At 68.3% G+C, this 25,263-nt stretch carries 22 protein-coding genes; 10 read left to right on the plus strand and 12 right to left on the minus strand.

Annotated features, from left to right (window positions below):
* Positions 1–35: 35 nt before the first annotated feature.
* The 5 genes from ACRARE_RS16320 to ACRARE_RS16340 form a co-directional block, all read right to left on the minus strand.
* A complete protein-coding gene (locus ACRARE_RS16320; protein ID WP_432657518.1) occupies positions 36–1,211 on the minus strand; it encodes a dipeptidase in 1,176 nt (391 codons plus the stop codon).
* A 72-nt stretch (positions 1,212–1,283) separates the two neighbouring features.
* Positions 1,284–1,514 (minus strand): hypothetical protein, encoded by a 231-nt coding sequence (locus ACRARE_RS16325; protein WP_432657519.1) that lies wholly within the window; start codon positions 1,512–1,514, stop codon positions 1,284–1,286.
* A gap of 1 nt (position 1,515) precedes the next feature.
* Positions 1,516–3,366 (minus strand): M3 family oligoendopeptidase, encoded by a 1,851-nt coding sequence (locus ACRARE_RS16330; RefSeq protein WP_432657520.1) that lies wholly within the window; start codon positions 3,364–3,366, stop codon positions 1,516–1,518.
* Between the two features lie 102 nt (positions 3,367–3,468).
* Positions 3,469–4,446 carry an alpha/beta fold hydrolase gene (locus tag ACRARE_RS16335; protein ID WP_432657521.1) on the minus strand — a complete coding sequence of 326 codons (978 nt, stop codon included), beginning with the start codon at positions 4,444–4,446 and terminating at the stop codon, positions 3,469–3,471.
* A 100-nt stretch (positions 4,447–4,546) separates the two neighbouring features.
* Entirely contained in the window at positions 4,547–4,843 is a 297-nt protein-coding gene (locus ACRARE_RS16340) for an SCP2 sterol-binding domain-containing protein (protein WP_432657522.1), read from the minus strand.
* Positions 4,844–5,031: 188 nt separating this feature from the next.
* On the opposite strand from ACRARE_RS16340, the gene ACRARE_RS16345 reads away from it, so the two are divergent.
* From ACRARE_RS16345 to ACRARE_RS16365, 5 genes are all read left to right on the plus strand, one after another.
* A complete protein-coding gene (locus ACRARE_RS16345; protein ID WP_432657523.1) occupies positions 5,032–5,478 on the plus strand; it encodes a tetratricopeptide repeat protein in 447 nt (148 codons plus the stop codon).
* 29 nt (positions 5,479–5,507) lie between these two features.
* The gene (locus tag ACRARE_RS16350; protein ID WP_432657524.1) at positions 5,508–8,414 is read left to right on the plus strand and encodes a helicase-related protein; all 2,907 of its coding nucleotides are present in this window, start codon (positions 5,508–5,510) and stop codon (positions 8,412–8,414) included.
* A 24-nt stretch (positions 8,415–8,438) separates the two neighbouring features.
* Complete coding sequence (locus tag ACRARE_RS16355; RefSeq protein ID WP_432657688.1) at positions 8,439–8,804, plus strand: Hsp15 family ribosome-associated heat shock protein; 366 nt, start codon at positions 8,439–8,441, stop codon at positions 8,802–8,804.
* Positions 8,805–8,854: 50 nt separating this feature from the next.
* Complete coding sequence (fdxA, locus tag ACRARE_RS16360) at positions 8,855–9,193, plus strand: ferredoxin FdxA (RefSeq protein ID WP_432657525.1); 339 nt, start codon at positions 8,855–8,857, stop codon at positions 9,191–9,193.
* Positions 9,194–9,493: 300 nt separating this feature from the next.
* On the plus strand, positions 9,494–10,003 hold the full coding sequence (locus ACRARE_RS16365; RefSeq protein WP_432657526.1) for a CarD family transcriptional regulator: 510 nt from the start codon (positions 9,494–9,496) through the stop codon (positions 10,001–10,003).
* Positions 10,004–10,102: 99 nt separating this feature from the next.
* On the opposite strand, the gene cobS is transcribed toward ACRARE_RS16365, so the two are convergent.
* Positions 10,103–10,840: an adenosylcobinamide-GDP ribazoletransferase gene (gene cobS / locus ACRARE_RS16370; RefSeq protein ID WP_432657527.1), complete on the minus strand. Its 738-nt coding sequence runs from the start codon at positions 10,838–10,840 to the stop codon at positions 10,103–10,105.
* A 67-nt stretch (positions 10,841–10,907) separates the two neighbouring features.
* Here cobS and cobT point away from each other — a divergent pair, with 67 nt between their 5' ends.
* A complete protein-coding gene (cobT, locus tag ACRARE_RS16375; protein WP_432657528.1) occupies positions 10,908–11,918 on the plus strand; it encodes a nicotinate-nucleotide--dimethylbenzimidazole phosphoribosyltransferase in 1,011 nt (336 codons plus the stop codon).
* A 107-nt stretch (positions 11,919–12,025) separates the two neighbouring features.
* On the opposite strand, the gene ACRARE_RS16380 is transcribed toward cobT, so the two are convergent.
* The 6 genes from ACRARE_RS16380 to ACRARE_RS16405 form a co-directional block, all read right to left on the minus strand.
* Positions 12,026–13,903 (minus strand): monovalent cation:proton antiporter-2 (CPA2) family protein, encoded by a 1,878-nt coding sequence (locus tag ACRARE_RS16380; RefSeq protein ID WP_432657529.1) that lies wholly within the window; start codon positions 13,901–13,903, stop codon positions 12,026–12,028.
* Positions 13,904–14,134: 231 nt separating this feature from the next.
* Entirely contained in the window at positions 14,135–16,915 is a 2,781-nt protein-coding gene (locus tag ACRARE_RS16385; RefSeq protein WP_432657530.1) for a hypothetical protein, read from the minus strand.
* A gap of 198 nt (positions 16,916–17,113) precedes the next feature.
* Positions 17,114–18,109 carry a GT-B fold glycosyltransferase domain-containing protein gene (locus ACRARE_RS16390; RefSeq protein ID WP_432657531.1) on the minus strand — a complete coding sequence of 332 codons (996 nt, stop codon included), beginning with the start codon at positions 18,107–18,109 and terminating at the stop codon, positions 17,114–17,116.
* 190 nt (positions 18,110–18,299) lie between these two features.
* Positions 18,300–19,520 (minus strand): CaiB/BaiF CoA transferase family protein, encoded by a 1,221-nt coding sequence (locus tag ACRARE_RS16395; RefSeq protein ID WP_432657532.1) that lies wholly within the window; start codon positions 19,518–19,520, stop codon positions 18,300–18,302.
* Complete coding sequence (locus ACRARE_RS16400; protein WP_432657533.1) at positions 19,517–19,954, minus strand: PaaI family thioesterase; 438 nt, start codon at positions 19,952–19,954, stop codon at positions 19,517–19,519. Before ACRARE_RS16400 ends, ACRARE_RS16395 begins: the two co-directional genes overlap by 4 nt.
* Before the next feature lie 4 nt (positions 19,955–19,958).
* Entirely contained in the window at positions 19,959–20,744 is a 786-nt protein-coding gene (locus tag ACRARE_RS16405; protein WP_432657534.1) for an IclR family transcriptional regulator, read from the minus strand.
* A gap of 153 nt (positions 20,745–20,897) precedes the next feature.
* Here ACRARE_RS16405 and ACRARE_RS16410 point away from each other — a divergent pair, with 153 nt between their 5' ends.
* The 4 genes from ACRARE_RS16410 to ACRARE_RS16425 are packed head-to-tail and all read left to right on the plus strand — an operon-like array spanning position 20,898 to position 25,215.
* Positions 20,898–22,463, plus strand: coding sequence for an acetate--CoA ligase (locus tag ACRARE_RS16410; RefSeq protein ID WP_432657535.1), 1,566 nt, complete (start codon positions 20,898–20,900; stop codon positions 22,461–22,463).
* Between the two features lie 33 nt (positions 22,464–22,496).
* Entirely contained in the window at positions 22,497–23,633 is a 1,137-nt protein-coding gene (locus tag ACRARE_RS16415) for an FAS1-like dehydratase domain-containing protein (RefSeq protein WP_432657536.1), read from the plus strand.
* 59 nt (positions 23,634–23,692) lie between these two features.
* Positions 23,693–24,181 carry a TRAP transporter small permease gene (locus tag ACRARE_RS16420; RefSeq protein ID WP_432657537.1) on the plus strand — a complete coding sequence of 163 codons (489 nt, stop codon included), beginning with the start codon at positions 23,693–23,695 and terminating at the stop codon, positions 24,179–24,181.
* Between the two features lie 32 nt (positions 24,182–24,213).
* Positions 24,214–25,215, plus strand: a complete 1,002-nt coding sequence (locus tag ACRARE_RS16425) for a TRAP transporter substrate-binding protein (RefSeq protein WP_432657538.1) — start codon at positions 24,214–24,216, stop codon at positions 25,213–25,215.
* Positions 25,216–25,263 lie beyond the last annotated feature (48 nt).

Genomic DNA, 25,263 nt, shown 5'->3' on the forward strand with positions numbered 1-25,263 from the left:
GGGCGGCCTTTCACGTTTCGGGCTTGTGCGCGCGCTTAGCCCGGCAGGCGGGCGCGCAAGACGCGTTCCATGTTGCCGCCCATGACCTTGGCGATCTGCGCCTCGCTCAGCCCCTGATCCATCAGGGCTTGGGTCAGCGCGGGCAGTTCCGAGATGTCGAAGGCGGTGGCCACCGAGCCGTCGAAGTCCGACCCCAGCGACACCGCATCCTCGCCCAGCTCGGCCACGGCGGCGGCGATCATCTCGGCCACGTTGGTGGGGCCCGCGTCGCCGCAGGTCACATCGGCCCAATAGCCCATGCCGACCACGCCGCCGCGCGCGGCGATGCGGCGCATCAGATCGACGGGGATGTTGCGTTTGACGTCGCAATAGCCCGCAAAGCCGCCATGGCTGACCACCAGCGGGATGTCGGTCATCGCCAGCACGTCCTCGACCACCTGGGGCGCGGAATGGGCCAGGTCCAGCACCATCCCGCGCGCCACCACCTCGGCCACCACGGCGCGGCCAAAGTCGTTCAGCCCGGCCTCGGAATGACCATGCAGCGACCCGCCCAGGGCGTTGTCGAAGAAGTGGTGCAACCCGATCAGGCGGAAGCCTGCGGCCTCGAGCCGGTCGAGGTTGGCCAGGTCGCCCTCCAGGGCATGGGCCCCTTCGATGCCCAGCAGGGCGCCCAGATGCGGCTGGCCCGCGGCGCGGGCGGCCAGAACGGCGTCGAGGTCGGCGACGGTACGGATCAGGGTCACCTGGCCGTCATGGCGGATGAAACCGTCCAGTTTCTCGGCCTGATAGAGGGCCCGTTCGGTCAGATCGTCCCAGGTCCGTTTCGGCCAGAGCGAGACCATGGACAGCAGGGTGATGTTGTCCCCCGCATCGGCCGAGTTTTCCTCGTAATTCTGGCCCTTGGGGCTTTTGGTGACGGTGGTGAAGACCTGAAGCGCGGCATTGCCTTCGCGCATCCGGGGGAAATCGACCTGACCACGGGTGCCGCGCTCTGTCAGGTCACGTTTCCACAGCAGGCTGTCAGAGTGCCAGTCGCCGATCAGCAATCCGTCATGCAGCGCCTGGGCCTCGGTCGAGACCGGGTAGGCGGGATGTTCGGCCACCGGGTTGCGGCTTTGTTCGACGTAGCCGGGCACGTAAAGCAGGATCACCGCCAGCGCGGCGACGGCCAGCCCCAGCAGGACCAGCAGGGTGTTTCGGATGAGTTTCATGGTGTTCCTCCCTCGCGCGCAGCCTAGGAGGGGGAGGGCGCCCCGCCTAGCAGGACGTGACGGCAAGCGGCTCTAGCGCCCGCGCAGGCGACGGATCAGCGGGGCCACGTCCAGCGCGGCCACGGCCAGGCCCAGGGGCAGCATCCAGAAACCGACGATGGGCAGGAAGCCCAGCACGCCCCCCAGCATCAGCAAAAGGCCGACGGGCAGGCGGGTGCCGGGAGGCAGGGTGCGGCGGATGCGGACCAGCGCCCGCCGCGACCAGCGTTTGAAACGTTCACGCCGGGTTGGCATGGGGGACATCTCAGTCCTCCATCGCCTCCAGCTCGTCGATGAAGCCTTCGATCATCGACAGGCCCTTGTCCCAGAAGGCCGGATCGCTGGCATCCAGGCCGAAGGGCGCCAGCAGCTCCTTGTGGTGCTTCGACCCGCCCGCCTTCAGCATCTCGAAATACTTCTCCTGGAAGCCTTCGGGCGCCTCTTCGTAGACGGCGTAAAGGGCGTTCACCAGCCCGTCGCCAAAGGCATAGGCGTAGACGTAGAAGGGCGAGTGGACGAAGTGGGGGATATAGGCCCAGTAGGTCTCGTACCCGTCCATGAAATCGAACGCCGGGCCGAGGCTTTCGGCCTGCACCGACATCCACAGGGCGTTGATGTCCTCGGGCGTCAGCTCGCCATGGCGGCGGGCGTCGTGCAACTTGCATTCGAAGTCGTAGAAGGCGATCTGGCGGACGACCGTGTTGATCATGTCCTCGACCTTGCCGGCCAGCAGGGTCTTGCGCTGTTCCTTGGTCTCGGCCTTGGCCAGCATGGCGCGGAAGGTCAGCATCTCGCCGAAGACGCTGGCGGTTTCGGCCAGGGTCAGGGGGGTCGAGGACAGCATTTCGCCCTGACCGGCGGCCAGCACCTGGTGCACGCCATGGCCCAGCTCATGGGCCAGGGTCATCACGTCGCGCGGCTTGCCGAGGTAGTTCAGCATCACATAGGGGTGCACGTCGGTCACGGTGGGGTGGGCGAAGGCGCCCGGCGCCTTGCCGGGCTTCACGCCCGCGTCGATCCAGCCCTTGTCGAAGAAGGGTTGCGCGATCTCGGCCATGCGGGGGGAAAAGCCCGCGTAGGCCTCCATCACCGTGGTCTGCGCCTCGTCCCAGCCAACCAGCTTGGGCGCTTCGGTGGGCAGCGGCGCGTTACGATCCCAGACCTGCATCCGGTCTAGGCCCAGCCATTTCCGCTTCAGCTCGTAATAACGGTGCGACAGGCGGGGGTAGGCGGCGACCACGGCATTGCGCAGCGCCTCGACCACCTCGGGTTCGACGTGGTTCGACAGGTGGCGGCCGGTCTGCGGGTTGGGCATCCCGCGCCAGCGGTCGATCACCTCTTTTTCCTTGGCGGTGGTGTTGTGGACCCGCGCAAAGGTGCGGATGTTTTCGCCCAGCACATGGGCCAGTTCGCGCGCCGCCGCTTCGCGTTTATCGCGGTCGTGGTCGGTCAGCAGGGTCAGCGTGGCCTCGATGCCCAGCTCGTCGCCGTCGATGCAGAAGGTCAGCCCGGCGATGGTCTCATCGAACAGCTTCTCCCAGGCGTCGCCCACCACGCCCAGGTCGTGCAGGAATTTCTCCAGCTCGTCGGACAGCTGGTAAGGTTTCATGGCGCGGATGCGGTCGAAGACCGGCTTGTAGCGCGCCAGCTCGGCGTTCTGGTCGAAGAGCCCGTTCAGATGATCATCCGGCAGGCGGTTGATCTCCAGCGTGAAGAAGACCAGCGGCGTGGTGAAATTGGTCAGCCGGTCCTGCATGTCCGACATGAACTTCACCCGGTCACCGGCGGTGGTCAGCTGGTAATAGCGCAGACCGGCGTAGGACATGATGCGGCCCGACACGGCCTGGATGCGTTCATTGCGCAGCACGCAGTCCAGGAAGCCCTCGGCGTCCAGGGTGGCCAGCTTGCCCTCGAAATCCTCGGCGAAGCGCGCGCAGGCCTCTTCCAGCCAGTCCAGGTCGCGCTTCAGCTCGGGCGCATCGGGGGAGGCGTAGAGGTCGCTCAGGTCCCATTCCGGCAGGTTGCCGAAGGGGGCCGCCTCGTCCCCGGGGGCGGCGTTGGCGTCGCGCAAGGGCAGGGGGGCGTGAAACGGGGCGGCAAAGGGGAGCGGGCGCATGGATCCTCCAGTTTGGTTCCGGACCTTCGACATAGGCCGCCGGGACCAGCAGGACAAGGCCGGGGTGGGGCCGCGCCGGGCCGCGAGGACCCGCGCCGTGGGTCAGCCGGGCAGATGGGCCTCGAAATGGGCGGCGCAGGCGTCGAAGACATGGGCGCGGATCTCGGGGCCTTCCATCATCACCTCGTGATGGGCGCGGGCGATCTGGTCCAGCCGCCCCTCGGGCCAGCTGGCCATGCGCTGATGGATGCGGTCGCAATCGACGATGGCCTCTTCGCTGCCCAGGAAGGTCAGGCAGGGCACCCGGGGCGCGGGCATCCGTGCCAGGTCGCGGGTTTCGCGCAGGGCCTCGTGCAGCCATTTCATCGTCGGCCCGCCGATCATCAGATCGGGATGCGCCTCGGCCTGGCGGCGCATATAGGCGTACATCTCGGCGTCATGGGTCAGCTTGTTCTTCTCGAAACTCTCGTACAGCACATAGGTCTCGGCCTTGGTGCCGGGGGTGATCGTCTCGACCATGCCCAGAAGATGCGAGGTGCCGGTCAGCAGCCAGGCGATCGGGCGCAGGGGGCCGGGCATCCGGATGCCCCACATGGGCGCGGAAAAGGCGGCGGCGGCGACCGGCAGGCCCTGATGCAGGGCGCGCAGGCCGATGGCGCCGCCCATGGAATGGGCCAGCAGGAACAGCGGCCCGTCGATGCCCAGATCGGGCAGGGCGGCCAGCAGGGCCTGAACATCCTGTTGGTAATCGCCGAACCGGGCCACATGCCCCAGGGCCGGATCGCCCGCCACCCGGTCGGCCAGGCCCTGGCCGCGCCAGTCCAGCGTCACGGTGGCAAAGCCGCGCGCGGCCAGATCGGCGGCGGCGCGGCCGTATTTCTCGGCATATTCGGTGCGTCCGGTGAACAGCAGCACGGTGCCCTTGGCGCCCGCCAGCGGCCAGAACACCAGGCGCAGGCGCAACCCGTCCTGGGTGGCGATCCAGAGCGCGATGCCGCCCTCGGGGCCATCGGCCACATCGGCGTAAAGCGGGGCGGTCTCGGCTTCGGTCTTGGCCGGGGCGTCGGTCGTCAGGGTCACCAGAGGCTCCATGGCAGGTCAGGCAGGTCGGGCGTCAGACCCGCGCCGGGACGCGCGGGCCGGAAGGGCGGGGCGACAGGGGCCGCCCCGCCGCAGCGGGTCAGGCCAGCAGCGAGCCCAGCTTCATGGCCGAGCCCATGTCGCCATCGACGCTCAGCTTGCCGGTCATGAAAGCCGAGGTCGGGTTAAGATCGCCCGAAAGCATGTCCTGGAAGGTGTCCGCCTCGGCGGTCATGGTCACATCGGCCTCGTCACCGGCCTCTGCGGGCTTGGCGCCATCAGAGCCCACAAGGATCTCACCTTCGCCTTCGATGACGAATTTGGCGGTGAAATCAATGCTTTCGTCTGCCAGCTTTGCGTTCAGTGCTGCCACTGCGGCGGTAATCACTTCGCTCATGTCGCGCTTCCTTCAATTTTACATGATTGGGGCTATGCGAGCCCTCTCCTCGCGCTACACTTATAGGCGTCATGCGCAGGTTCAATCGACATCTCAAATCCGCTCTGACGGCTTGTGCCGCAGCGTTATTCCTATCGGTTCCGACTTTAGGGTGGGCCGACGATTCGGTCACGCCCCTGCTGGACGGGTTGGCCGAGGCCGATACGGGCGAGGCGCGCCAGATCGTGCGCGAGCTGGAACTGATCTGGTCGCGCTCGGGCTCTTCCTCCATGGATCTGCTGTTGCGCAAGGGCCGCGATGCCCTGGAGGGGGGCGATGCCCCCGCCGCCATCGGCCATCTCAGCGCGCTGATCGACCATGCGCCGGATTTCGCCGAAGCCTGGCATCTGCGCGCCATGGCGTTCTACACGCTAGAGGAATTCGGCCAGGCGCAATCGGACCTTTTGCAGGCGCTGGCGCTGAACCCGGTGAACTTCCAGGCGGCCTATGGGCTGGCGGTGCTGATGGAGCAGACGGGCCGCATCGACGCGGCCTATGACGGCTACCGCGCGGTGCTGTCGGTCTATCCCGCCCATGAAGAGGCGCAGGCGGGCCGGGATCGGCTTGCACCTGCCGTGTCCGGCAGCGATACCTGACCCGTTAAGAGTTTCAGCGAGGGCAGGGCATGTCCCAAAAGGGCAGGATCACCGCGGTCCTCGGGCCGACCAATACCGGCAAGACCCATTACGCCATCGAACGGATGCTGGGGCATCGGACGGGCATTATCGGCCTGCCGCTGCGCCTGCTGGCGCGCGAGGTCTACGACCGGATCGTCGCCGCGCGCGGTCCCTCTGTCGTGGCGCTGGTCACCGGCGAGGAACGCATCGTGCCGCCGCGCACGAAATACTGGGTCTGCACAGTCGAGGCGATGCCCGAGGGGATGGGCTGTGACTTTCTGGCCGTGGACGAGATCCAGCTTTGTGCCGATCCCGAGCGCGGCCATGTCTTCACCGACCGGCTGTTGCGCGCGCGCGGGCTGACCGAGACGATGTTCCTGGGCTCGCATTCCATGCGTGGCGTCATCGCCGACCTCTTGCCCGAGGCGCAGTTCATCCGGCGAGAGCGCATGTCGCAGCTGACCTATGCGGGCGATCGCAAGATCTCTCGCCTGCCGTCGCGGTCCGCCGTGGTGGGGTTCTCGGTCGATAATATCTATGCCATGGCGGAACTTATCCGCCGCCAGAAGGGCGGCGCGGCGGTCGTCATGGGGGCGCTGTCCCCCCGCACGCGCAATGCCCAGGTCGAGCTCTACCAGAACGGCGACGTCGATTACCTGGTGGCCACAGATGCCATCGGCATGGGGCTCAACCTCGACGTGAAACACGTCGCCTTCTCGGCCACGATGAAATTCGACGGCCGCCGGATGCGCGAGCTGTTCCCCCATGAGATGGGCCAGATCGCGGGCCGCGCCGGGCGCGGCATGTCCGACGGCACCTTCGGCGTGACGGGTGAGGCCGGGCCGCTGCCGCCCGAACTCGCCGAGGCGATCATGGAGCACCGCTTTGCCCCGGTGCGGAAGTTGCAGTGGCGCAACCCGCAGCTGAACTTCGCGGGCATCGAACCGCTGATCGCCTCGCTGGAGGTTTCGCCCAAGGACGAACGTCTGTTGCGCGCCCGCGAGGCCGACGATCAGATCGCCCTGAAAGGCATGTCCAGCGACGCCGAGGTCCGCGCGCGGGCCTCTGACACCGCCTCTGTGCGGCTGCTGTGGGATGTCTGCCGGATCCCCGATTTCCGGGGAATCAGCCATAACGAACATGCGGGGCTGCTAACCCGTATCTTCGGCTTCCTGCACGAGAAGGGCCGGGTGCCCGACGACTGGCTGGCGACCCAGATCCGTCGCATCGACCGCAGCGATGGCGACATCGACGCGCTGTCGAAACGGCTGTCCTTCATCCGCACTTGGACCTATGTCGCGCAGCGCAATGGCTGGGTGAACGACGAAAGTCATTGGCGCGGTGAGACTCGCGCTGTAGAAGACCGCTTGTCGGACGCGCTGCACGCGCGCCTGACCCAGAGATTTGTGGACCGGCGTACCAGCGTGCTGATGCGGCGGCTCAAGCAGAAGGAGGCCCTCTTGGCCGAAGTCAGTGATACCGGCGATGTGACCGTCGAAGGCGAATTCGTGGGACGGCTGGAAGGTTTCCGCTTCCGCGCCGATAAAGAGGCCGAAGGGCAGGAGGCGAAGACCATTCGCCAGGCCAGCCTTCAGGCGCTGATCCCCCATTTCAACCTGCGCGCGGACCGGTTCTATAACGCGCCGGACACCGAGATCGACTTTACCGAACAGGGCGGTCTGATGTGGGGTGACCAGGCGGTCGGCAAGCTGGCCGCGGGCCCCGAGCCGATGAAGCCGCAGGTCGTGGCCTTCGTCGATGACGAGGCGGGCCCGGATGTGGCGCAGAAGGTGCAGCGCCGCCTGCAACACTTCATCGACCGCAAGGTGGCCGCGCTCTTCGAGCCGCTGATGAACCTGCAAAGGGACGAGACCCTGACCGGCCTGGCGCGGGGCTTTGCCTTCCGCATGGTCGAGGGTCTGGGCATCCTGCCGCGCGGCGAGGTGGCCGAGGACGTCAAGCAGTTGGACCAGGAGGCCCGCGGCGCGCTGCGCAAGCATGGCATCCGCTTTGGCCAGTACACCATCTTCATGCCGCTGCTGCTGAAGCCCGCGCCGACCCGTCTGCGCCTGGTGCTGTGGTCGCTGTCGAAGGATCTTCAGGAATTCCCCGAGGCACCGCCGCCGGGCCTGGTGACCGTGCCCGCCGACAAGGGCCTGCCGCAGGGCTATTTCGCCATGGCGGGCTATCGCGCTGCGGGCGAACGGGCGATCCGCATCGACATGCTGGAACGCCTGGCCGACATGCTGCGCGGCGAAGACAGCCGCGGCGGGTTCGAGGCCAAGGCCGACATGCTGTCGATCACCGGCATGACGCTGGAACAGTTCGCCGACCTGATGCAGGGGCTGGGCTACAAGGCCGAGAAGGGCGAGCGGGCCAAGATGAAACTTGCCGAGACCCCCGCCGCCGAGGCTGCGGAGGCCCCCGAAGAGGAAGGCGCGGCAGCCCCCGAGGAGGCCCCCGCCGAAGGCGCGGCCCCCGAGGCTGCGACCGAGGCACCGGCAGAGGCCCCCGTAGAAGCTCCGGCAGAGGCCGAGGCTCCGGCAGAGGCAGAGGCCGAAGCCCCCGCCGAAGCGCCCGCGCCCGAGATGGTGCCGGTGCTGGGCGAGGATGGCACCCCAGAGGTCGAGCTGTTCTTCACCTTCACCTGGGCGGGTCGTGGCGCGCGCCAGGCACGTGATGGCCAGCGTGGCCGTCCCCGGGGCGATCGTCCCCAGGGGGGCGAGCGTCAGGGCAAGGGCGCCCCGCGCGGCGACCGTCCCAAGGGCGGCAAGCCCAAGCGTGGCAAGCCCGAAGGCGGCCGTGGCGGCCAGAAGGCCAAGACCTTCGAATCCGCCCCGCCCAAGAAGAAGGACCGGATCGACCCGGACAACCCCTTCGCCGCCGCGCTTATGGGCCTGAAGACCAAGGACTGATCCTTGGATCCTGCTGCCCCCCGGATGCGCGTGGACAAATGGCTTTGGCAGGCGCGGTTTTTCAAAAGCCGCAGCCTTGCCGCCGCCTGCGTCACCGGGGGCCATCTGCGGGTCAACGGTAACCGCGCCGCCAAGGCCTCGGCCGCTGTCGGCCCGGGCGATGTGCTGACCTTCGCCCAGGGCCGTCTGATCCGCGTGATCAAGATCACCGCCCTGGGCACCCGTCGCGGCCCGGCCCCCGAGGCCCAGGCCCTTTACGAGGATCTGTCGCCCCCGGCCGAGCAAGAGCGGACCCCCGTTCCGCCGATTGCCCGGATCGAAGGCAATTCTCGTCCCACCAAGCGAGACCGCAGGAAACTCGATCTTGATCGACGCGGACCGCTTGAATGATCCGAAGCGCTGGATTAGCTAAGCTCCGGACCGCACTTCGAGAGTAAGCCATGACCTACGTCGTCACCGAAAACTGTATCGCCTGCAAATACACCGACTGCGTCGAAGTCTGTCCGGTGGATTGTTTCTACGAAGGCGAGAACACCCTGGTGATTCACCCCGACGAATGCATCGACTGCGGCGTCTGCGAACCCGAGTGCCCCGCCGATGCCATCCGCCCGGACACCGAGCCGGACATGGACAAATGGGTCGAGTTCAACCGGAAATACTCGGAACTCTGGCCTGTCATCATCTCGAAGAAAGACCCGATGCCCGGCGCCGACGACCGCGACGGCGAAGAGGGCAAGATGGAGAAGTACTTCTCCGAAGCGCCCGGCGAGGGCGGCTGAATCAGACCGCTTTGGGGGCTGTTCAGGGCCGCCCCCGGGGCCGCAAGGGCGGCCCGTTTACACAGGCCCGGGGCCGCGCAGGCGGCCTGTTTGCACGGAAATTCGGCGCCGCTTTGATTCGCGGTGATTCTGTGTTATGTACTGTCGTTACACATGACAAATACTGCCCCATCCGGGTTCGCGGGCGCTGCTGACCGCCGGACCATGATCTGAAGAGTTGGAAATGCACGTTTGGTGCCGCAGGCCGGCGCCGGACGTTTTCGTGCCCTCTGATGGACGGGTATGTGAGGAAGAAGCTCTATGACCAAGACCAAGAAACCCGAATTCCGCCCGAATGACTATGTCGTTTATCCGGCCCATGGCGTGGGGCAGATCGTGTCGATCGAAAGCCAAGAGATCGCCGGTCTCGAACTGGAACTCTTCGTCATCTCCTTCGAGAAGGACAAGATGACCCTGCGGGTGCCGACCCACAAGGCGACCGAGATCGGGATGCGCTCTCTGTCCAGCCCCGATGTGGTCAGCCAGGCGATGAAGACGCTGAAGGGCAAGGCCAAGGTGAAACGCGCCATGTGGTCGCGTCGCGCCCAGGAATACGAACAGAAGATCAACTCGGGCGACCTGATCGCCATTGCCGAAGTGGTGCGCGACCTGCACCGCAACGACGATCAGCGCGAGCAGTCCTATTCCGAGCGTCAGCTGTATGAAGCCGCGCTGGAACGTCTGACCCGCGAAGTGGCCGCCGTCTCCGGTGGGGACGAGGTGGCCGCCGCCAAGCAGGTGGACGAGGTGCTGGTCAGCCGCGCCGCCTGATCGGCGCCGGGGCCACAGCGCTCGACTAAATACGACAGGGCCGTCCCCCGGGGCGGCCCTTTTTTCGTGGCCCGCTGGCCTGTCTCTGCCTCCGCAGGCTCAGGCGATCAGCACGAACAGAACGGCGATCTCGGTCAGCTGCTGCGCCGCGCCCAGCACATCGCCGGTCTGGCCGCCGATCTTTGCCTGCGCCAGCCGTCCCAGGGCCAGGGTCACGCAGGCCACCGCCAGCAGGGCGGGCAGGGCGGCCCAACCCAGCAGGACCAGCGCCAGCCCGGCGCCCAGCCCCGCTGCCCCTCGGGCCACCAGGGGGGCGCAGCGCCCGACCGCGCGCGACAGGCCGGTGTCGCGGGCATGGGGCAGGGCGGCCATCAGCGCGGGCATCGCCGCCCGCGACAGGGCGGCGGCGGCCAGTACCGCCCAGGCCCCGCCCGGCGCGGAAAACAGCAGCGACAGCGCGCTCCACCTTGCCAGCAGCGCCAGCACCAGGGCGATCACCCCATAGGCGCCGATCCGGCTGTCCTTCATGATCTCCAGCCGCCGGGCGCGGTCGAATCCACCCCAGAACCCGTCCGCCACATCGGCCAGCCCGTCCTCGTGCAGCGCCCCGGTCAGCGCCACCGAGGTCCCCAGACAGACCAGCGCCGCCGCTTGCGGTGGCAGCGACAGGGCCAGCGCCGCCAGACCGGCTAGCGCGGCCAGCGCCCCCAGCACCGCGCCCGCCAGCGGATAGGCCCAGGCGGCGGGGGCGCCGCGCCCCTCATGGGCGGGCAGGGGCAGGCGGCTTAGCAGGCCGAGGGCCGACAGAAGGTCGCTCCAGGGGCGGGTCAGGTCCATCTTCGCGGTTGCTCCGGCGGTGGCAGGGAATAGACAGGGGGTGCAGGCGACATACAACGGATCCGACATGAACGACAGCCTTCCCACCCTCGATGCCTTCCGCGCCGCCCTGGTGGCGGCCCCCACCCCCGATGCGCAGGCGTCTGCGGCGGCGACGGCGCGCAACGGCGCGCTGACCAAGCCCCCGGGCGCCCTGGGGCGGCTGGAGGATCTGGCGATCTGGTATGCGGGCTGGCGCGGCGAGGCGCGGCCCCGGGTGCAGGCGCCGCAGGTGGTGATCTTCGCGGGCAACCACGGGGTCACGGCCCAGGGCATCTCGGCCTTCCCGGCAGAGGTGACGGCGCAGATGGTGGCCAATTTCCAGGCCGGCGGCGCGGCGGTCAACCAGCTGGCCGAGGTGGCGGGGGCGCGGATGGATATCGTGGCGCTGGATCTCGACCGGCCCACCCAGGATTTCACCCAAGGCCCCGCCATGACCGAGGCGGAACTGCTGAATGCTCTGAACGCCGGTTGGCAGGCGGTGGATCCGGCGGCGGATCTTCTGGTCACCGGCGAGATGGGCATCGGCAACACCACCTCGGCGGCGGCTCTGGCCCATGCGCTTTACGGTGGGGCGGCGGCGGATTGGGCCGGGCGCGGCACGGGGCTGGACCCGGCGGGCGTGGCGCACAAGGCCGATGTGGTGGCCCGGGCCGTGGCGCTGCACGCCCCCGACACCGGGCTGGCGGCGCTACGCTGTCTGGGCGGGCGCGAAGTGGCGGCCATGGCGGGGGCCATCGCGCGGGCCCGCGCCCTCGGGATTCCGGTGATCCTGGACGGCTTCATCTGTTGCGCCGCCGCCGCCTGCCTGGCGGCAGAGGCGCCGGGCGCGCTGGATCACTGCGTCGCAGGCCATGTCAGCGCCGAGGGTGCGCACCGGGCCCTGTTGGACAGGCTGGGCAAGGCGCCGCTGCTGGATCTGGGCCTGCGCCTGGGCGAAGGCTCGGGCGCCGCGCTGGCGATCAACATCCTGAAGGCCGCGCTGGCCTGCCATTCCGGCATGGCCACCTTCGCCGAGGCGGGCGTCTCCGAGGACTGACGCCCCCCTTTTCTCATTGCCAAAAATATCCCCGCTCGGCAGGCGTCGCCCGGCACGGGCGATAAGGGCGGGCGATACGGGCGGGGCGATACCGAAAGGGCGGGGCCTCAGCCCCGCTCGTCCAACTCGTCCAGCTCGTCGGACAGCTGCGACAGCAGCGCCGCTTCCAGCCCCTTCTCCAGCTCGCGCGACCGGGCGATATAGGCCTCGTTCTTGCTGGTCGGCACCGCCGGATCCCACAGTTCGGCCAGTTCGCGGATCGCGTCGCGGTCGTGGTGGAAGAAGATCTTCTCGGCCTCGGCGGCCTCGAAATCGCTCAGCCCGATGTTTTCCAGCACATAGCGCCCGGCGCGCAGCGAGCTGTCGAAGGTTTCGCGCACGATGTCGTCGGCACCTGCGCGATAAAGCTGATAGACATGGGTCCGGTCATAGGCGCGGGCGATGATATGCAGATCGGGCCGCTGCGCCCGGGCATAGGCTACCAACTGGGTTACCGCGTTGTTGTCATCCATCGCCGCCACCAGCACCCGCGCCTTGTCGAGGCCCGCCGCGTGCAGGATGTCGGGCCGGGTCGGATCGCCGAAATAGCCCTTGAAGCCGAAGCGCCGCATCAGCTCGATCGTGGCCATGGAATTGTCCAGCACGATGGTCTTGCAGCCCGAGCTTTGCACCATCCGGTTGACGATCTGACCGAAGCGACCGATGCCCGCGATGATCACCGGCCCGTCCTCGGCGATCTCGTCCGGCTCGGGCGCGCCCTCTTCGTTCATCCGTCGCGACAGCCGGTCATAGGCGATGAAGAACAGCGGTGTCAGCAGCATGGTCAGGGTGATCGACAAGAGCAGCTGTTCGGCCAGGGTGCCCGGCAGCACGTTCACCTGCTGCGAGAAGGAGATCAGCACGAAGCCGAATTCCCCCGCCTGCGCCAGGCCAAGGGTGAACAGCATCAGGTTGCGGTGGCGCAGCTTGAACAGCAGGCCGAGGGCCAGCAGGATCCCCCATTTCAGGGCCATCACGCCCACGGCGATCCCGAAGATCTTCAGCGGCGCATCCAGGAAGGTGTCGAAGTCGATTCCGGCGCCCACGGTGATGAAGAACAGGCCAAGCAGAAGCCCCTTGAAGGGCTGGATGTCGCTTTCCAGCTCGTGGCGAAACTCGCTGTTGGCCAGGACCACGCCCGCCAGGAAGGTGCCGAGCGCAGGCGACAGGCCGACCAGGTTCATCAGGAAGGCGATGCCGATGACGATCGCCAGGGCCAGGGCGGTGTACATCTCGGGCAGATGCGCGGCATGGATAAAGCGGAAGACCGGGCGGATCGCGTAGATGCCGATCAGGATGACCGCGGCCACGGCACCCAGGGTCACCAGCGTCACCCCCCAGCCCGGCAGTCCCTCGACCAGCGACATCCCCTCATGCGCCACCTCTGCCGTGCCGACCGAGATAGAGCCATCGGGGGCCAACTGCATCAGCGTCGGCATGGCCAGAAGGGGCAGGGCGGCGATCATCGGGATCACCGCGATATCCTGGGTCAGCAACACCGCAAAGGCCGAGCGCCCCCCCTGGGTCTGCATCAGCCCCTTTTCCGACAAGGTCTGCAAGACGATCGCGGTCGAGGACAGCGCCAGGATCATCCCCACGGCCAGCGCCGGTTGCCACTCCAGCCCGAAGGCGATCCCGGCGGCCATCACCGCCAGCATGGTCAGCAGCACCTGCATCCCGCCCAGGCCCAGCAACTTGTGCCGCATGTCCCACAGGGCGCGCGGCTCCAGCTCCAGCCCGATCAGGAACAGCATCATCACCACGCCGAACTCGGCGAAATGCTGAAGGTCGTGGTTGTCATGGCCGATCAGGTGCAGCACCGGGCCGATGATGATCCCGGCGGCCAGATAGCCCAGCACCGACCCCAGACCGAGGCGCGCCGACAGCGGCACGGCGATCACCGCGGCACAGAGGTAGATCGTGGCCTGATAGAGGAAGCCTTCCATGACGTCTCCTTAGGGGGCGCGGCGGCGGGGCAGGCCGACCGGACGGGGCGCGGGGGGACCGGCCGAAACCGGTGTGTCGGATCCATGATAAAGAGCCAGCCGCGCGGGGCGCAACCGGGCGCCGGGGGCAAAGCCCGCGAAATCGGCTGTGGGGCCGGGCGGCAGGGACCGGACTGCGCCCTGCGCAGGCGCCGGGCCCGTGCTGCGTCCCGAAGGGGCGGGCGCCGGGGGTTAGTCGGGCATTTCCAGCAGCAGGTTGCGGTTGCCCTTGACGTAGCGCAGCTCGCCCTCTCCGATGGCCGCCACGCGGCCCCCGTCCAGGCGGTCGCCGACCTGCACCTTGCGGATGCGTCCGTCCGACAGGCGCACCAGCGCGGTGCGTTCCGAGGGGCTGCCCGAGACGCCGATCAGATTGACGTTGTTGAGGTTGATCGCGTTCTCGACCGTGGCCTGGCGTGCGACCGAGGGCTGGACGGGCGCGGCCGGGGTGACCGAGGGGGTCGGCACGGTGATCACCGGCGCGGCCAGGGCGGCGGCCTGGGCGGCGGCGACCAGGGCCTCGAAATCCTCGGGCCGGGGGCGCGGGCGCAGGGCCAGGCTGGCGGCCAGATCGGTGGCGCTCTCGATGGCTTCGGTGTCGATGTCGGCCTCAGGCTCGGCGGCGGCCTCGGCCTCTGCGTCGGTTTCAGGCGTGGCCTCTGCCTCTGCCTCGGGCGCCAGGCCCTCGGGGCGCAGGCGCGGGCGCAGCTGGTCTTCCGGCGCGGTGGCGGTGGCTTCGGTGGCCTCTGCCACGTCTGCCTCAGGGGCCTCGTCCGTCGGGGTGGCCTCTGCCTGCGGTTCGGTCTGTGCCTCGGCCTCGGGCGCCGGGGTCTCGGCACTGTCGGCGGGCGGGGTGGCCAGGGGCAGGGCCACGGGCTGCGCCTCGGCCCCTTCGGCACCCGGTTGCAGCGTCTCGGCGGGGCGCGCGGGCGGCACGACGGGCGGGCGCCCGGCATAGACCATATGGCCTTCGGGGGTGCGCGCGCCCTCTGCGGTGCCCGCGACCAGGCCGCGCGCGTCCAGGGTAAAGCGCTGATCGGCCAGCGGCGGGTTCGGCGGGCTGGTGAAGGTCACCGGCGGGCGGGCGGCAGAGGTGTCGGGCAGGCCGGTCACCGGGGCCACGCGGTCGGTGGGGGTCAGGGCCGCCAGGGCGATCTCGCCCAGGGGGGTGGCCACGGGTGAGACGGGGGGCTGCGGCGCGCGCTGCCAGATCCCGGTGGCGGCATAGCGCGCGGCGGCCTCGGCCGGGGTGGCCGGCGCGGGGCGGATCTCCATCGGGGTCAGCGGCAGGGCCGGGGTCTCGGCGGCGGTCTCTTCCGGCGCGGCGGGCTCTGCAACCTCGGGGGGCGGCGGCGTGGCGGCGGCTTGCTCGGGCGCCTCCTCGGGGGGCAGCAGGGCGATGGCCTCGGGCTGTGTCACGGCGGCGGACTCGGCGGGCGCGGGCTGGGCCTCGGCCTGTTCGGGCGCCTCGGGGGCCGGGTCGGGCTCGATCCCCAGCAGGACCCAACCTGCGACCAGCAGCGCGACCAGGGCCACGCTGCCCAGGGCCAGACGGCGCATCCCGCGGCGCGGCGCGGCGGGCAGATCCTGTTGCGAGGGGCGGGCACCGAAGACGGTCATCTTCTCGGCCTCGCGGGCGCGCAGGTCGCCTTGGGCGGGGGCCTTGCGCGGTGCGGCGGGGGCGCCGTCGCCCGGTTGCGGGACCGGCGCGGTCAGCGAGGCGGCGGCGGCGGTGGGCGAGGGGGGCTTGGCCGGGGCCTCGACCACGGGGGCCTTGGGGGCCTTGGGCGCGGCGCTGCGGCCCTTGGCAGATTTGGGCGCGGTCGACTTTGCGGGGCCGGGCTTGGCGGGGGCCGCCGGGGCCTTGCGCGCCGGGGGCGCTGCGGACCCCTTGGCGGCCGCAGGGGCGGCCGGCGCGGGAGTGTCCGAAGGCGCGCCGTCGGTGGCGGGGGAGGCGCCTTTCTGTGGCGCCTTGGGGGCGGCAGGGCCGCTTTGGGGCGCGGGCGGGGCGCTGCGCACCGAGGCAAAGCCCTTGCCCACATCGCGCGGCGTCTCGTCACGGGCCGCCGGGGTGTCCGCAGGTTTGGCCGGGGTACGGCGCGCGGCGGGCGCGGCAGGCTCTGCCGGGGTGTCCAGGTCGAAGAGGTCGCGCCGGGCGCGGAAGGTGACCTGCGGCGGGGCCTCGGCGGCGGGGGCGCTGTCGGTTGGCGCGTCTTCCTGGGCCGCCTCGGCAGGCCCGGCAGACTCGGGCGGCGCGACAGGGGGCGGCGCGGGCGGTTCCGGGGCCTTGGGAGTGGCCGCCGTTTGCGGCGCGGCCTCGGCTTCCGGGGCGGCGGGTGCCTCGGCTTTTGGCGGTTCCGGGCGCTCGGGCGTCTCTTCGGCGTGCGGCTCGGCGGCGGCGGGCTCGTCGGGCAGGGACGGCAGGCTGGCGTTGCCCAGCACATGGACCTGCACCGCGTCGCGTTCGACCCTCTCGCCCGCCAGCAGGGTGTCCGCCAGGCCGGTCGGGCCGAAGAAGGGCTCGCCCAGATAGGGGGCCTCGCCGGGAATGGCGACATAGCTGACCGGGTTCAGCTGATGTTCGGTGGCGAAGGCCTCGGCCTCTTCCAGGGTCTCGCGGGCCACGGCGGCCACATGGGTGGTGGTGCCGGAAACGGACCAGCAGATCCCCAGGTCTTCCAGCGCATAGGGGGTGGCGCCGTCCAGTTCCGACATCACCAGCGCGCGGCGGTCGGCCTCGGTCGTGGCGCCGGTATAGACCGACAGATACCTGATCTGATCGTTGGGCAGAATCAGCTTGGTGCGCATCGGCGCGGGGTCCAGCGCCTGCCCGAGGCGCCGCAGCCGCGCCAGCGAGGCCGCCATGTCGGGATCGTCGAAGGACACATGGCCGACCCTCTCCCAACCGGGCGAGGCGCGATGCAGAAGGTCCAGCCCGTCGGCCAGGATGTTCAAGGCAAAATTCGGTCGCATTGGTCCCACGGATCTTCGCCTGGCGGGCTGTCTTTTGCGACGGCGGCACGACGGCCACTGCAAGAAAAAGGCATAACCCCCCGATTTTCTGCGAGACAGTAACGCGTTGTGCGCCGCAGGCAAAGGGGGCGCCGCCGGGCTCGGCGGGAAATCGTCACCGGCGCAGGGGGCGCGGGCGTCGCGCCTGCACGGTCCGGCTTAGCGCATCCAGAAGCCTTCGCGTTTCAGGCGATTGCGCAGGGCCTGTTCCTTCCGCGGCAGCGGCTGGCCGTCGAAGAGGGCGCGCACCTTTGCGCCGCGCCCCTGGTAGATCATCCGCTTCATCGGTTCGTACTGCTTCAGCACCTTCTTGATCTTGTTGGGCGCTGCCACCTCTTCCAGCACCTTGACCACCCGGTCGTCCTCGCGGGCGTATAGAAGCGGGAACAGGCGGTAGTGGCAGGTGGTCTGCCCGTCCAGCCAGCCCTGGGGCAGGGCCTCGCGCCCGCCGCCGAAGGAATGGATCACCAGCGGCAGGGCCACCTGATCCAGCCAGGGATCCAGGCTTTGACAGACCAGCGTTTCGGGCGGGTCGTCGCGGATTGCCAGGGCATAGTCGAGGAAGCGTTGCCCGAAGGCCTGTGGATCTTCGTGGTAGAAGAACCCGGCGTTGAAATAGAGGTAGCGGCGCCAGAATTCCTCTGGCCAGGCGGGATCGAGCGAGGTTTCGAAATCAAGCCCGAACTTGTCGTAGAGGCTGCGCCAGGTCTCGGTATAGCCCGGACCGTAGAGCTCGATCTGCGGCCAGGTGCCCTCGCAGCGCAGCGAGGCCGAAGGGCGGGCGAAGTCGAAGGGCACATCGGTCAGCTCGTCCAGCACCAGGGTGTCGCTGTCGAAGAAGATGAAGGGTTCGCCGGGCGGCAGGGCGGCGAGGCATTCGATCTTGTTGCCATAGGGGTAGCCGTCGCCGAAATGGCGGCTCTCGAAGGGCAGGATCTCGGCGCCGAGCGCGTGCAGCGTCTCGCGCACCAGGGCGTTGGTGATGCGCGGATCGCCGGGCCACATCGGCCCGGGCTGGGGTTCGGCCACGAAGAGGCGCCCGGCGAAACCGGGGCTGCGGGCCCGCAGCGAGGCGGCAAAAAGCACCGCTTCGTATTGCAGCCGACCGGATTGGCCGACGATGACGATATTGAAGGGCTTTGCCTGCTGCGTCATGCGCCTCGCTCTGTCTTTGGGCCCGGGGGCCGTCGGGGTCTTTGGGTAGAGTATAGACAGCGGGAGCCGGGGCCGGAAGGGGCGCTGCGCCGCGGCGGCGGAGACGGGCCGGGCCTGCCGTCCGCGCCGCCCGCAAGCCGGGCGGCGCGAGGGCTTTTGCCGCATGGCGCGGCTAGGGCGTGGGGCGCGGTCAGGCCCCGGCCAGCACACCCCGGGCGCGCAGGGCCGCGATCTCTTCGGCGCTCATCCGCAGCTGCTCGCGCAGCACCTCGTCGGTTTCCTCGCCCAGCAGGCTGGGCGGGCGGGCGGGGGCCGCGCCCTGGCCGTCGAAGCGGATCGGGCTGCGCACCAGGGTCATGTCACCCGCCACCGGGTGGTGGACCTGGTCCAGCATCCCGCGCGCCGTCACATGGGGCTGCGTGAGGGCCTCGCCGATCGACAGGATCGGCGCGCTTGGCACGTCGAACTCGGCCAGCCGCTCCAGCCAGGTGGCGGTGTCGTCCTGGCGCATCCGCGCGGCGATCAGCGGTTCCAGCGCGTCGCGATTGGCCAGCCGCGCCTCATAGGCGGCAAAGCGGGGATCGGTGATCAGGTCCTCGCGCCCCAGGCAGCGGGCGAAATTGTGCCAGAACCGCTCCGTCAGACAGGCCACGATGACGTGGCCGTCAGCGGTCGGGAAGGCGCCATAGGGGACGATGCTGGGATGGCGGGTGCCCACGGGCTGGGGGCTTTGCCCGGTCAGGAAATAGATCTGCGACAGGTAGCCCTGCATGGCGATCAGGCTGTCCAGCATGGCCACCTCCACATGCTGTCCGCGCCCCGTCACGCCGCGTTCGTGCAGCGCCGCCAGAAGGCCAAACAGCGAAAAGATGCTGCCCGCCATGTCGCCCAGGGGCAGGCCCAGGCGGTTGGGCGGCTGATCGGGTTCGCGGTTCACGCTCATCACCCCCGACAGGGCCTGGGCCACGATGTCGAAGGCGGGCTTGTCGCCCAGCGGGCTGTCGGCGCCGAAGCCGGTGATCGAGCCGTAGATCAGCCCCGGATTTTCCGCCGCCAGCGTGTCATAGCCCAGCCCCAGCCGGTCCATCACGCCCGGACGGAAGTTCTCCAGCAGGATGTCGCTTTGCGCCGCCAGGGCCCGGGCGATGTCGCGCCCCTCGGGTGCCTTGAGGTCCAGCGCCACGCTTTTCTTGCTGCGGTTCAGGGCGATGTAATAATGGCTCAGCGGCCCCTGATGGGGCGGAAAGCCGCGGGTGTCGTCGCCCCGGCCCAGGGGTTCGATCTTGATCACCTCGGCGCCCAGATCGGCCAGCACCATGCTGGCATAGGGCCCCGACAGGATGCGCGAGAAGTCGAGAACGCGGATCCCCGAAAGCGGGCCCTTGCGGGGCGGGGTCTGGGTCTGGGTCATCCGGGGGTTCCTTTGCGTCTTTGGATCTTCATCACCGCCGTGGCATCGGCTACGGGGCGGTCGGCCACGGTGATCTCTCCGTCCAGAAAGATCAGGCTGCGGGTCAGCTGGCGGATGCGCGGGCGCGCGATCAGCAGATCGCCGGGCCGCGCGGCCCCCAGAAAGCGGGTGTCCATCTGCACGGTGACCGTGGGCTGGCGCTCTGCCGCCTCCCAGGCGATCAACGCCAGGGCCTGATCCAGCAGCGCGGTCAGCACGCCGCCATGGACCAGGCCCAGCGGGTTGGCGTGGCGCGCGTCGGTTTGCAGGGCATAACGCGGCGGCTCGGCCTGCGGGTCGGGCCGGGGATCGGGGCGCAGCAGGGGGCCGATCAGGCCGATCAGGCCCTCGATGCGCATCGGGCGCCATCCGGCGGGGGGCGGTGTCTGGTTCATGCGCTTAGGCCCCCATCACAACCTGGCTGTCCTGAAGATCGTCGCGGATCTGGATCAGTGCCTTGGCCAGTTTCGGTACATCGCCCTTGTCCAGCCGCTCGGTGATGCCGATGGCCACCAGCGAGCGGATCATCTTGCCGCGCGCATCGAAGACCGGAACGGCGATGACCGTGACCCCCGAGATATAGCTGCCCTGATCGACGGCGAAGCCGCGGGCCCGCGCCTCGGCCACCTCGGCCTGCCATTGCTCGAAACTGGGCGGATGATCCCAGACCAACCGGGCAAAGCGCGCTTGCAGGCGCTCGGGGTCCAGTTCGGTAAAGGCCGCGAAAAGCCGCCCCGTGGCGCTGATCAGGGTGGGGAAGCGGCTGCCCATGTCCACCTGAAGGCGGAAGGGCATATTGGAATGGGCCAGGGCAACCACCACCATCTGGTCCGGTTCCGCCAGCTGGGTGGCGATGCCGGTGACGTCGAACTGGGCCGACAGCTGCGACAGGCGCGGCTGCACCAGGGTCGAGAAAGAGTTCTTCTGAAGCGCCGCGCGGGCCAGGGGCAGGATGCCGATTCCCATCGAATAGCGCTTGGTCCGCGAATCGAATTCCACCAGCCCCTCGTCCTGCAACACCCGCAGGATGTGCAGGCAGGTCGAGGGGATCAGATCCAGTTCCCGGGCCATGGGATTGACCCCCACGGGTTCGGGCGAGCGGGCCAGAAACCTCAATATTGCAACGGCTCGCGTCACCGCCGGCACCTGCCGTTTGGTGGTCGTCTTTGCCTCGTCCGTGGTCACGCCAGCCTCCTGATTTCCTTGGATTTCATTGCCTATATACAATGATATAAGCGTATTGACAATAATTCGCCTCGATCCTTACGCTTGTCAACGAGCCGCCTGACGAAAGTCGGGACCGGTCCGAGAGGCCAGAAGCGAGGGAGGGGTTTGCGGATGACACTGCTGACGGAGTTCACGTCCTACGGGGACGCTCAGGCGCAATATGCGAAGGACAAGCTGTGGGCGCTGTTTTCCGGCGACCGCGCGCGGTTCAACATCGCCGAGGAATGCATCGACCGGCATGTCGATGGCGACCGGGTGGCGGTGCGCGTGGCCCATGCCGATGGCCGTGACGAGGTGATCAGCTTTGCCGAGATCGCCCGCCGCTCGTCGCAGATCGCGCATTTCCTGACCGAGCAGGGCATCGGCAAGGGTGACCGGGTGGCGGTGATGATCGAACCCTCGCTGCCCTTCTACTGCGCGCTGTTCGGCGCGATGAAGGCGGGCGCGGTGGCGGTGCCGATGTTCACCCTGTTCGGCCCCGACGGCATCCGCCTGCGGGTCGGCGACTGCGATCCGCAGGTCTTCTTCACCAATGCCGAAAAAGCCCCCGAGGCGCGCGAGGGCGGCGCTCGGAACGTCATCGCCTGCGACCGCAAGTTCCTGGAAAGCCTGGATCATCTGCCCGCGACCTACGACTGGGACACGGCGGGCGACGATCTGGCGGTGCTGCAATATACCTCTGGCACCACCCGCGCCCTTCCGGCGGCGGTGCGCCACAGCCACCGGTCCATCGTCACGCTGATGGTGGCCGCGCTTTATGCCACGGGCATCCGGCCCGGCGATCGCTTCTTCTGCCCGTCCTCGCCCGCCTGGGGCCACGGCCTTTGGCACGGCACCCTGGCGCCGCTGGCCATGGGGGTCTCGACCGGCACCTTCTCGGGCAAGTTCGATCCGGTGCGCCTGCTGAAGGCCTTGCAGGATTTCAAGATCACCAACCTGACGGCGGCGGCGACCCATTACCGGATGATGCGCAACTCGGGTCAGGCGGAAAACTTCACCTATTGCTTCGACAAGCTGTCCTTCACCGGCGAGCCCATCGACAGCGAGACGGCGGCCTATGTGGAGCGCGTCTTCGGCACCAAGGTGCGGTCCATGTACGGGACCACCGAGATTGGCGTGATCATCGCCAACTACCCCGGCGCCGACGACCTGGAGGTGCGCGACGGCGCCATGGGCAAGGCCGTGCCCGGCGTCGAGGTCGAGGTGCAACGCCCCGACGGCAGCCGTTGCGACCCCGGCGAGACCGGCGAGCTGATGGTCAAGAAGGGGGGCAAGTGGTTCCCCACCAAGGACCTGGGCCGGGTCGACGCCGACGGCTATTTCTACCACGGCGGCCGCGCGGATGACGTGATCATCTCGGCCGGTTGGACCATCGGCGCGGTCGAGGTCGAGGATGCGATCCTCAGCCACCCCGCCGTGGCCGAATGCGGCGTCATCGGCAGCCCCGATGCCCTGCGCGGCCTGGTGGTGAAGGCCTTCATCATCCTGAAGGACGGCCAGGAAGGCGGCGAGGCCATGACCCGCGCCATTCAGGAACACGTCCAGGCGCGCCTCGCCCGCCACGAATATCCCCGCCAGATCGAATTTGTCACCGAGCTGCCGAAAACCCCGGCCGGCAAGGTGAACCGCAAGATCCTGCGCGACCAGAATGCTGAAACACTCGCCGCCGCTGATTGAGCCGCGCCGAGCCATCTTTGAAGGAGGAAAAAGATGAACGAGATGACACGGAAGTTTCCGAAGATCACCGAGGAAGGCCTTGATGATCTGCGCAAGCGGATTGGCGTGAAGATTGAACGCACCGTCGAGCCCTGGTGCTATGAGGCGACCCGCGACAATATCCGCCACTACGCCCATGGCATCGGCGACGACAACCCGCTGTGGTGCGATCCCGAATACGCCAAGACGACGAAATACGGCGACGTGATCGCGCTGCCCAGCTTCCTGTTTGCCACCAGCCGCATCATCTCGGGCTATGTCGGCGGCCTGCCGGGCGTGCACGCCATGTGGTCGGGCGCCAACTGGACCTGGCACAAGCCCATCATGCGCAACACCGAGTTCCGCACCGAGGCCTACCTGAAGGACCTGGTCGAGCATCAGACCCGCTTTGCCGGCAAGGCCGTGCAGCAGATCTATCACGTCGACTTCTTCGACGCGAAGACCGGCGACATGCTGGCCGAGGCCGACAGCTGGTGCTTCCGCACCGACCGCGACGCGGCGCGCGAAAATGGCACCAAGTATACCGAGGCCAAGGAGAAGGGCCGCCGCGTCTGGACCGAGGAAGAGCTGCAGGAGTACTACAAGTACTACGAGCAGGAAGAGATCCGCGGCGCCGAGACCCGCTATTGGGACGACGTGAACGAGGGTGACGAGCTGCCCACCATGGTCAAGGGTCCGATGACCGCGACCGGTTTCATCGCCTATGCGCAAGGCTGGGGCGGCCTTTACATCCGTGCCAACAAGCTGGCCTGGCAGCTGCAGCAGAAACACCCCTCGGCGGGCATCAAGAACCGCTTCGGCATCCCCGACTGCCCCGAGCGGGTGCACTGGGAAGAAGAGTTCGCCCTCGAAGTGGGCGCGCCCGGTGCCTATGACTACGGCCCCGAGCGGACCTCCTGGCTGACCCATCAGGTCACCAACTGGATGGGCGATGATGGTTTCCTGCGTCAGGCGAAATGCCAGGTGCGGCGGCACAACCCGGAAGGGGACATCATCCTGATCCACGGCACCGTGGTGCGCAAATACGAGGAAGACGGCCGCTATCTGCTGGAGATCCGCCAGCAGGCAGAGCAGCAGGACGGTGAACTTTCCGCCGCCGGCTCGGCCATCGTCGAGCTTCCGAAACGCTAAGGGCTTTGCGCCCCTGCGGGGGCGCAGCACCCTTCTTGTCAACCAACTGGGAGGTAAGGTTGCAGGTTTTCGGTCAAATCTTGTCGAAACTGGAGGACATCCTGCATCTTGTGGGGTGCCTCTGTCTGGTCGTCGTCGTGGCGCTGATCAATGCGGACATTCTGTTGCGGCTCGGGGTGAATTACCCGGTGCAGTTCCAGTTCGAGTTCACCGAACTCTACCTGATGCCCGCGTTGGCCTGTCTGTCCCTGTCGCGGGTGTTCCGCGACGGCGGGCACCTGGCGCTCGACTTCGTTCCCCATCACCTGCCCGGACTGTTCGGCAAGATCGTGGCGCGTCTGCGCCTGCTCTTGCCCGCGGCCTTCTTTGCCGCGGTGACCTTCATGTCCGGGGGTTTCGCCCTTCATGCCTTCGCGCAGGGAGACGTGGAATTCGGTGTGGTCGATTGGCCGCTTGGGTGGGCCTATATCGTCGTGCCTTTGGGCTGCGGCGTGCTGGTCCTGCGGCTGCTCTATGACGCGATCGGAGGACAAGCGTCGGAGGAGTGAACCCGTCAACATTTCTTTGGGAGGAGAAGACAATGACGATGATGAAAACGGCACTGGCCGCCCTGAGCGGCGTGATCGCCCTGGGCGCCACCCCGGCGCTGGCGGAAACGCTGAGCCTGGGGGATTTCCAGTCCACCAGCCATATCGTGTCGGTGGAAGGCACGACCAAATGGATGGCCGCGGTGGAAGAGGCGACAGGTGGCGCGGTCACCTTCGACCACTTCCCGTCGCAGCAGGCGGCGAAGTCGAAGGCGCAGCTGGACGCGGTGAACTCGGGCATCCTGGACGCGGCGCTTCTGGGCACGCTCTATCATTCCGAAACCCTGCCGCTGAACTCGGTCGTGGGTCTGCCGGGCTATTACGGCACCGCCGTGGAAGGCACCCGCGCGGTCCAGGCCCTGCTGAAAGAGGGCCCGCTGCGCGACGAACTGCTGGCCGCGGGCGTGACGCCGATCTTCGGCTTCGTCCTGCCGCCCTACCAGGTGCTGGCCAAGACCCGTCTGGGGATGCCCGCCGACTGGGACGCGCTGGACATCCGCACCTCGGGCGCCACGCAGGCGATGACCGCCCGCAGCCTGGGCGGTGTCGGCATCTCGATCCCCGGGCCCGAAGTCTACACCGCCGTCGAGCGCGGCCGTCTGGATGCGGTGCTGTTCCCGCTGGCCTCGGTGCCGGGGTACAAGCTGAACGAGGTCGTCAGCCATATCTCGACGAACGGTTCTTTCGGCGGCTACAGCTTCGTCATGGTGCTGCGCACCGAGGTCTTCGACGGGCTGGCGCCGGAGGTGCAGCAGGCGATGATCACCGCCGGTGACGAGATCGCGGCCCATGTGGCCCAGGCCCAGGACGACAGCGTGGGCGATCTGATCCAGCAATGGACCGGCGAGGGCATCGACACCTACAGCTTCACCGACGAGGAACTGGCGACCCTGCGCGACGGCATGGCCCCGGTGACCGAGGACTGGGTGACCCGCATGGGCGGCGAGGCCGCGCAGCAGGTGCTGGACCTCTACCAGGCGGCGATGAGCGAATAAGTCGCGCCCCTTCACCCTTTCGACGGACAACGGCGGCCGGACCTGCGG

Source organism: Pseudooceanicola aquaeponti (assembly GCF_050897975.1).
GTDB lineage: Bacteria > Pseudomonadota > Alphaproteobacteria > Rhodobacterales > Rhodobacteraceae > Pseudooceanicola.

Bases quoted from the DNA above. Each gene is read 5' to 3' on its own strand.
- ACRARE_RS16320 (WP_432657518.1), bottom strand. From the start codon at position 1,211: ATGAAACTCATCCGAAACACCCTGCTGGTCCTGCTGGGGCTGGCCGTC.
- ACRARE_RS16325 (WP_432657519.1), bottom strand. From the start codon at position 1,514: ATGTCCCCCATGCCAACCCGGCGTGAACGTTTCAAACGCTGGTCGCGG.
- ACRARE_RS16330 (WP_432657520.1), bottom strand. From the start codon at position 3,366: ATGCGCCCGCTCCCCTTTGCCGCCCCGTTTCACGCCCCCCTGCCCTTG.
- ACRARE_RS16340 (WP_432657522.1), bottom strand. From the start codon at position 4,843: ATGAGCGAAGTGATTACCGCCGCAGTGGCAGCACTGAACGCAAAGCTG.
- ACRARE_RS16350 (WP_432657524.1), top strand. From the start codon at position 5,508: ATGTCCCAAAAGGGCAGGATCACCGCGGTCCTCGGGCCGACCAATACC.
- ACRARE_RS16355 (WP_432657688.1), top strand. From the start codon at position 8,439: ATGCGCGTGGACAAATGGCTTTGGCAGGCGCGGTTTTTCAAAAGCCGC.
- fdxA (WP_432657525.1), top strand. From the start codon at position 8,855: ATGACCTACGTCGTCACCGAAAACTGTATCGCCTGCAAATACACCGAC.
- ACRARE_RS16365 (WP_432657526.1), top strand. From the start codon at position 9,494: ATGACCAAGACCAAGAAACCCGAATTCCGCCCGAATGACTATGTCGTT.
- cobS (WP_432657527.1), bottom strand. From the start codon at position 10,840: ATGGACCTGACCCGCCCCTGGAGCGACCTTCTGTCGGCCCTCGGCCTG.
- cobT (WP_432657528.1), top strand. From the start codon at position 10,908: ATGAACGACAGCCTTCCCACCCTCGATGCCTTCCGCGCCGCCCTGGTG.
- ACRARE_RS16380 (WP_432657529.1), bottom strand. From the start codon at position 13,903: ATGGAAGGCTTCCTCTATCAGGCCACGATCTACCTCTGTGCCGCGGTG.
- ACRARE_RS16385 (WP_432657530.1), bottom strand. From the start codon at position 16,915: ATGCGACCGAATTTTGCCTTGAACATCCTGGCCGACGGGCTGGACCTT.
- ACRARE_RS16390 (WP_432657531.1), bottom strand. From the start codon at position 18,109: ATGACGCAGCAGGCAAAGCCCTTCAATATCGTCATCGTCGGCCAATCC.
- ACRARE_RS16395 (WP_432657532.1), bottom strand. From the start codon at position 19,520: ATGACCCAGACCCAGACCCCGCCCCGCAAGGGCCCGCTTTCGGGGATC.
- ACRARE_RS16400 (WP_432657533.1), bottom strand. From the start codon at position 19,954: ATGAACCAGACACCGCCCCCCGCCGGATGGCGCCCGATGCGCATCGAG.
- ACRARE_RS16410 (WP_432657535.1), top strand. From the start codon at position 20,898: ATGACACTGCTGACGGAGTTCACGTCCTACGGGGACGCTCAGGCGCAA.
- ACRARE_RS16415 (WP_432657536.1), top strand. From the start codon at position 22,497: ATGAACGAGATGACACGGAAGTTTCCGAAGATCACCGAGGAAGGCCTT.
- ACRARE_RS16425 (WP_432657538.1), top strand. From the start codon at position 24,214: ATGACGATGATGAAAACGGCACTGGCCGCCCTGAGCGGCGTGATCGCC.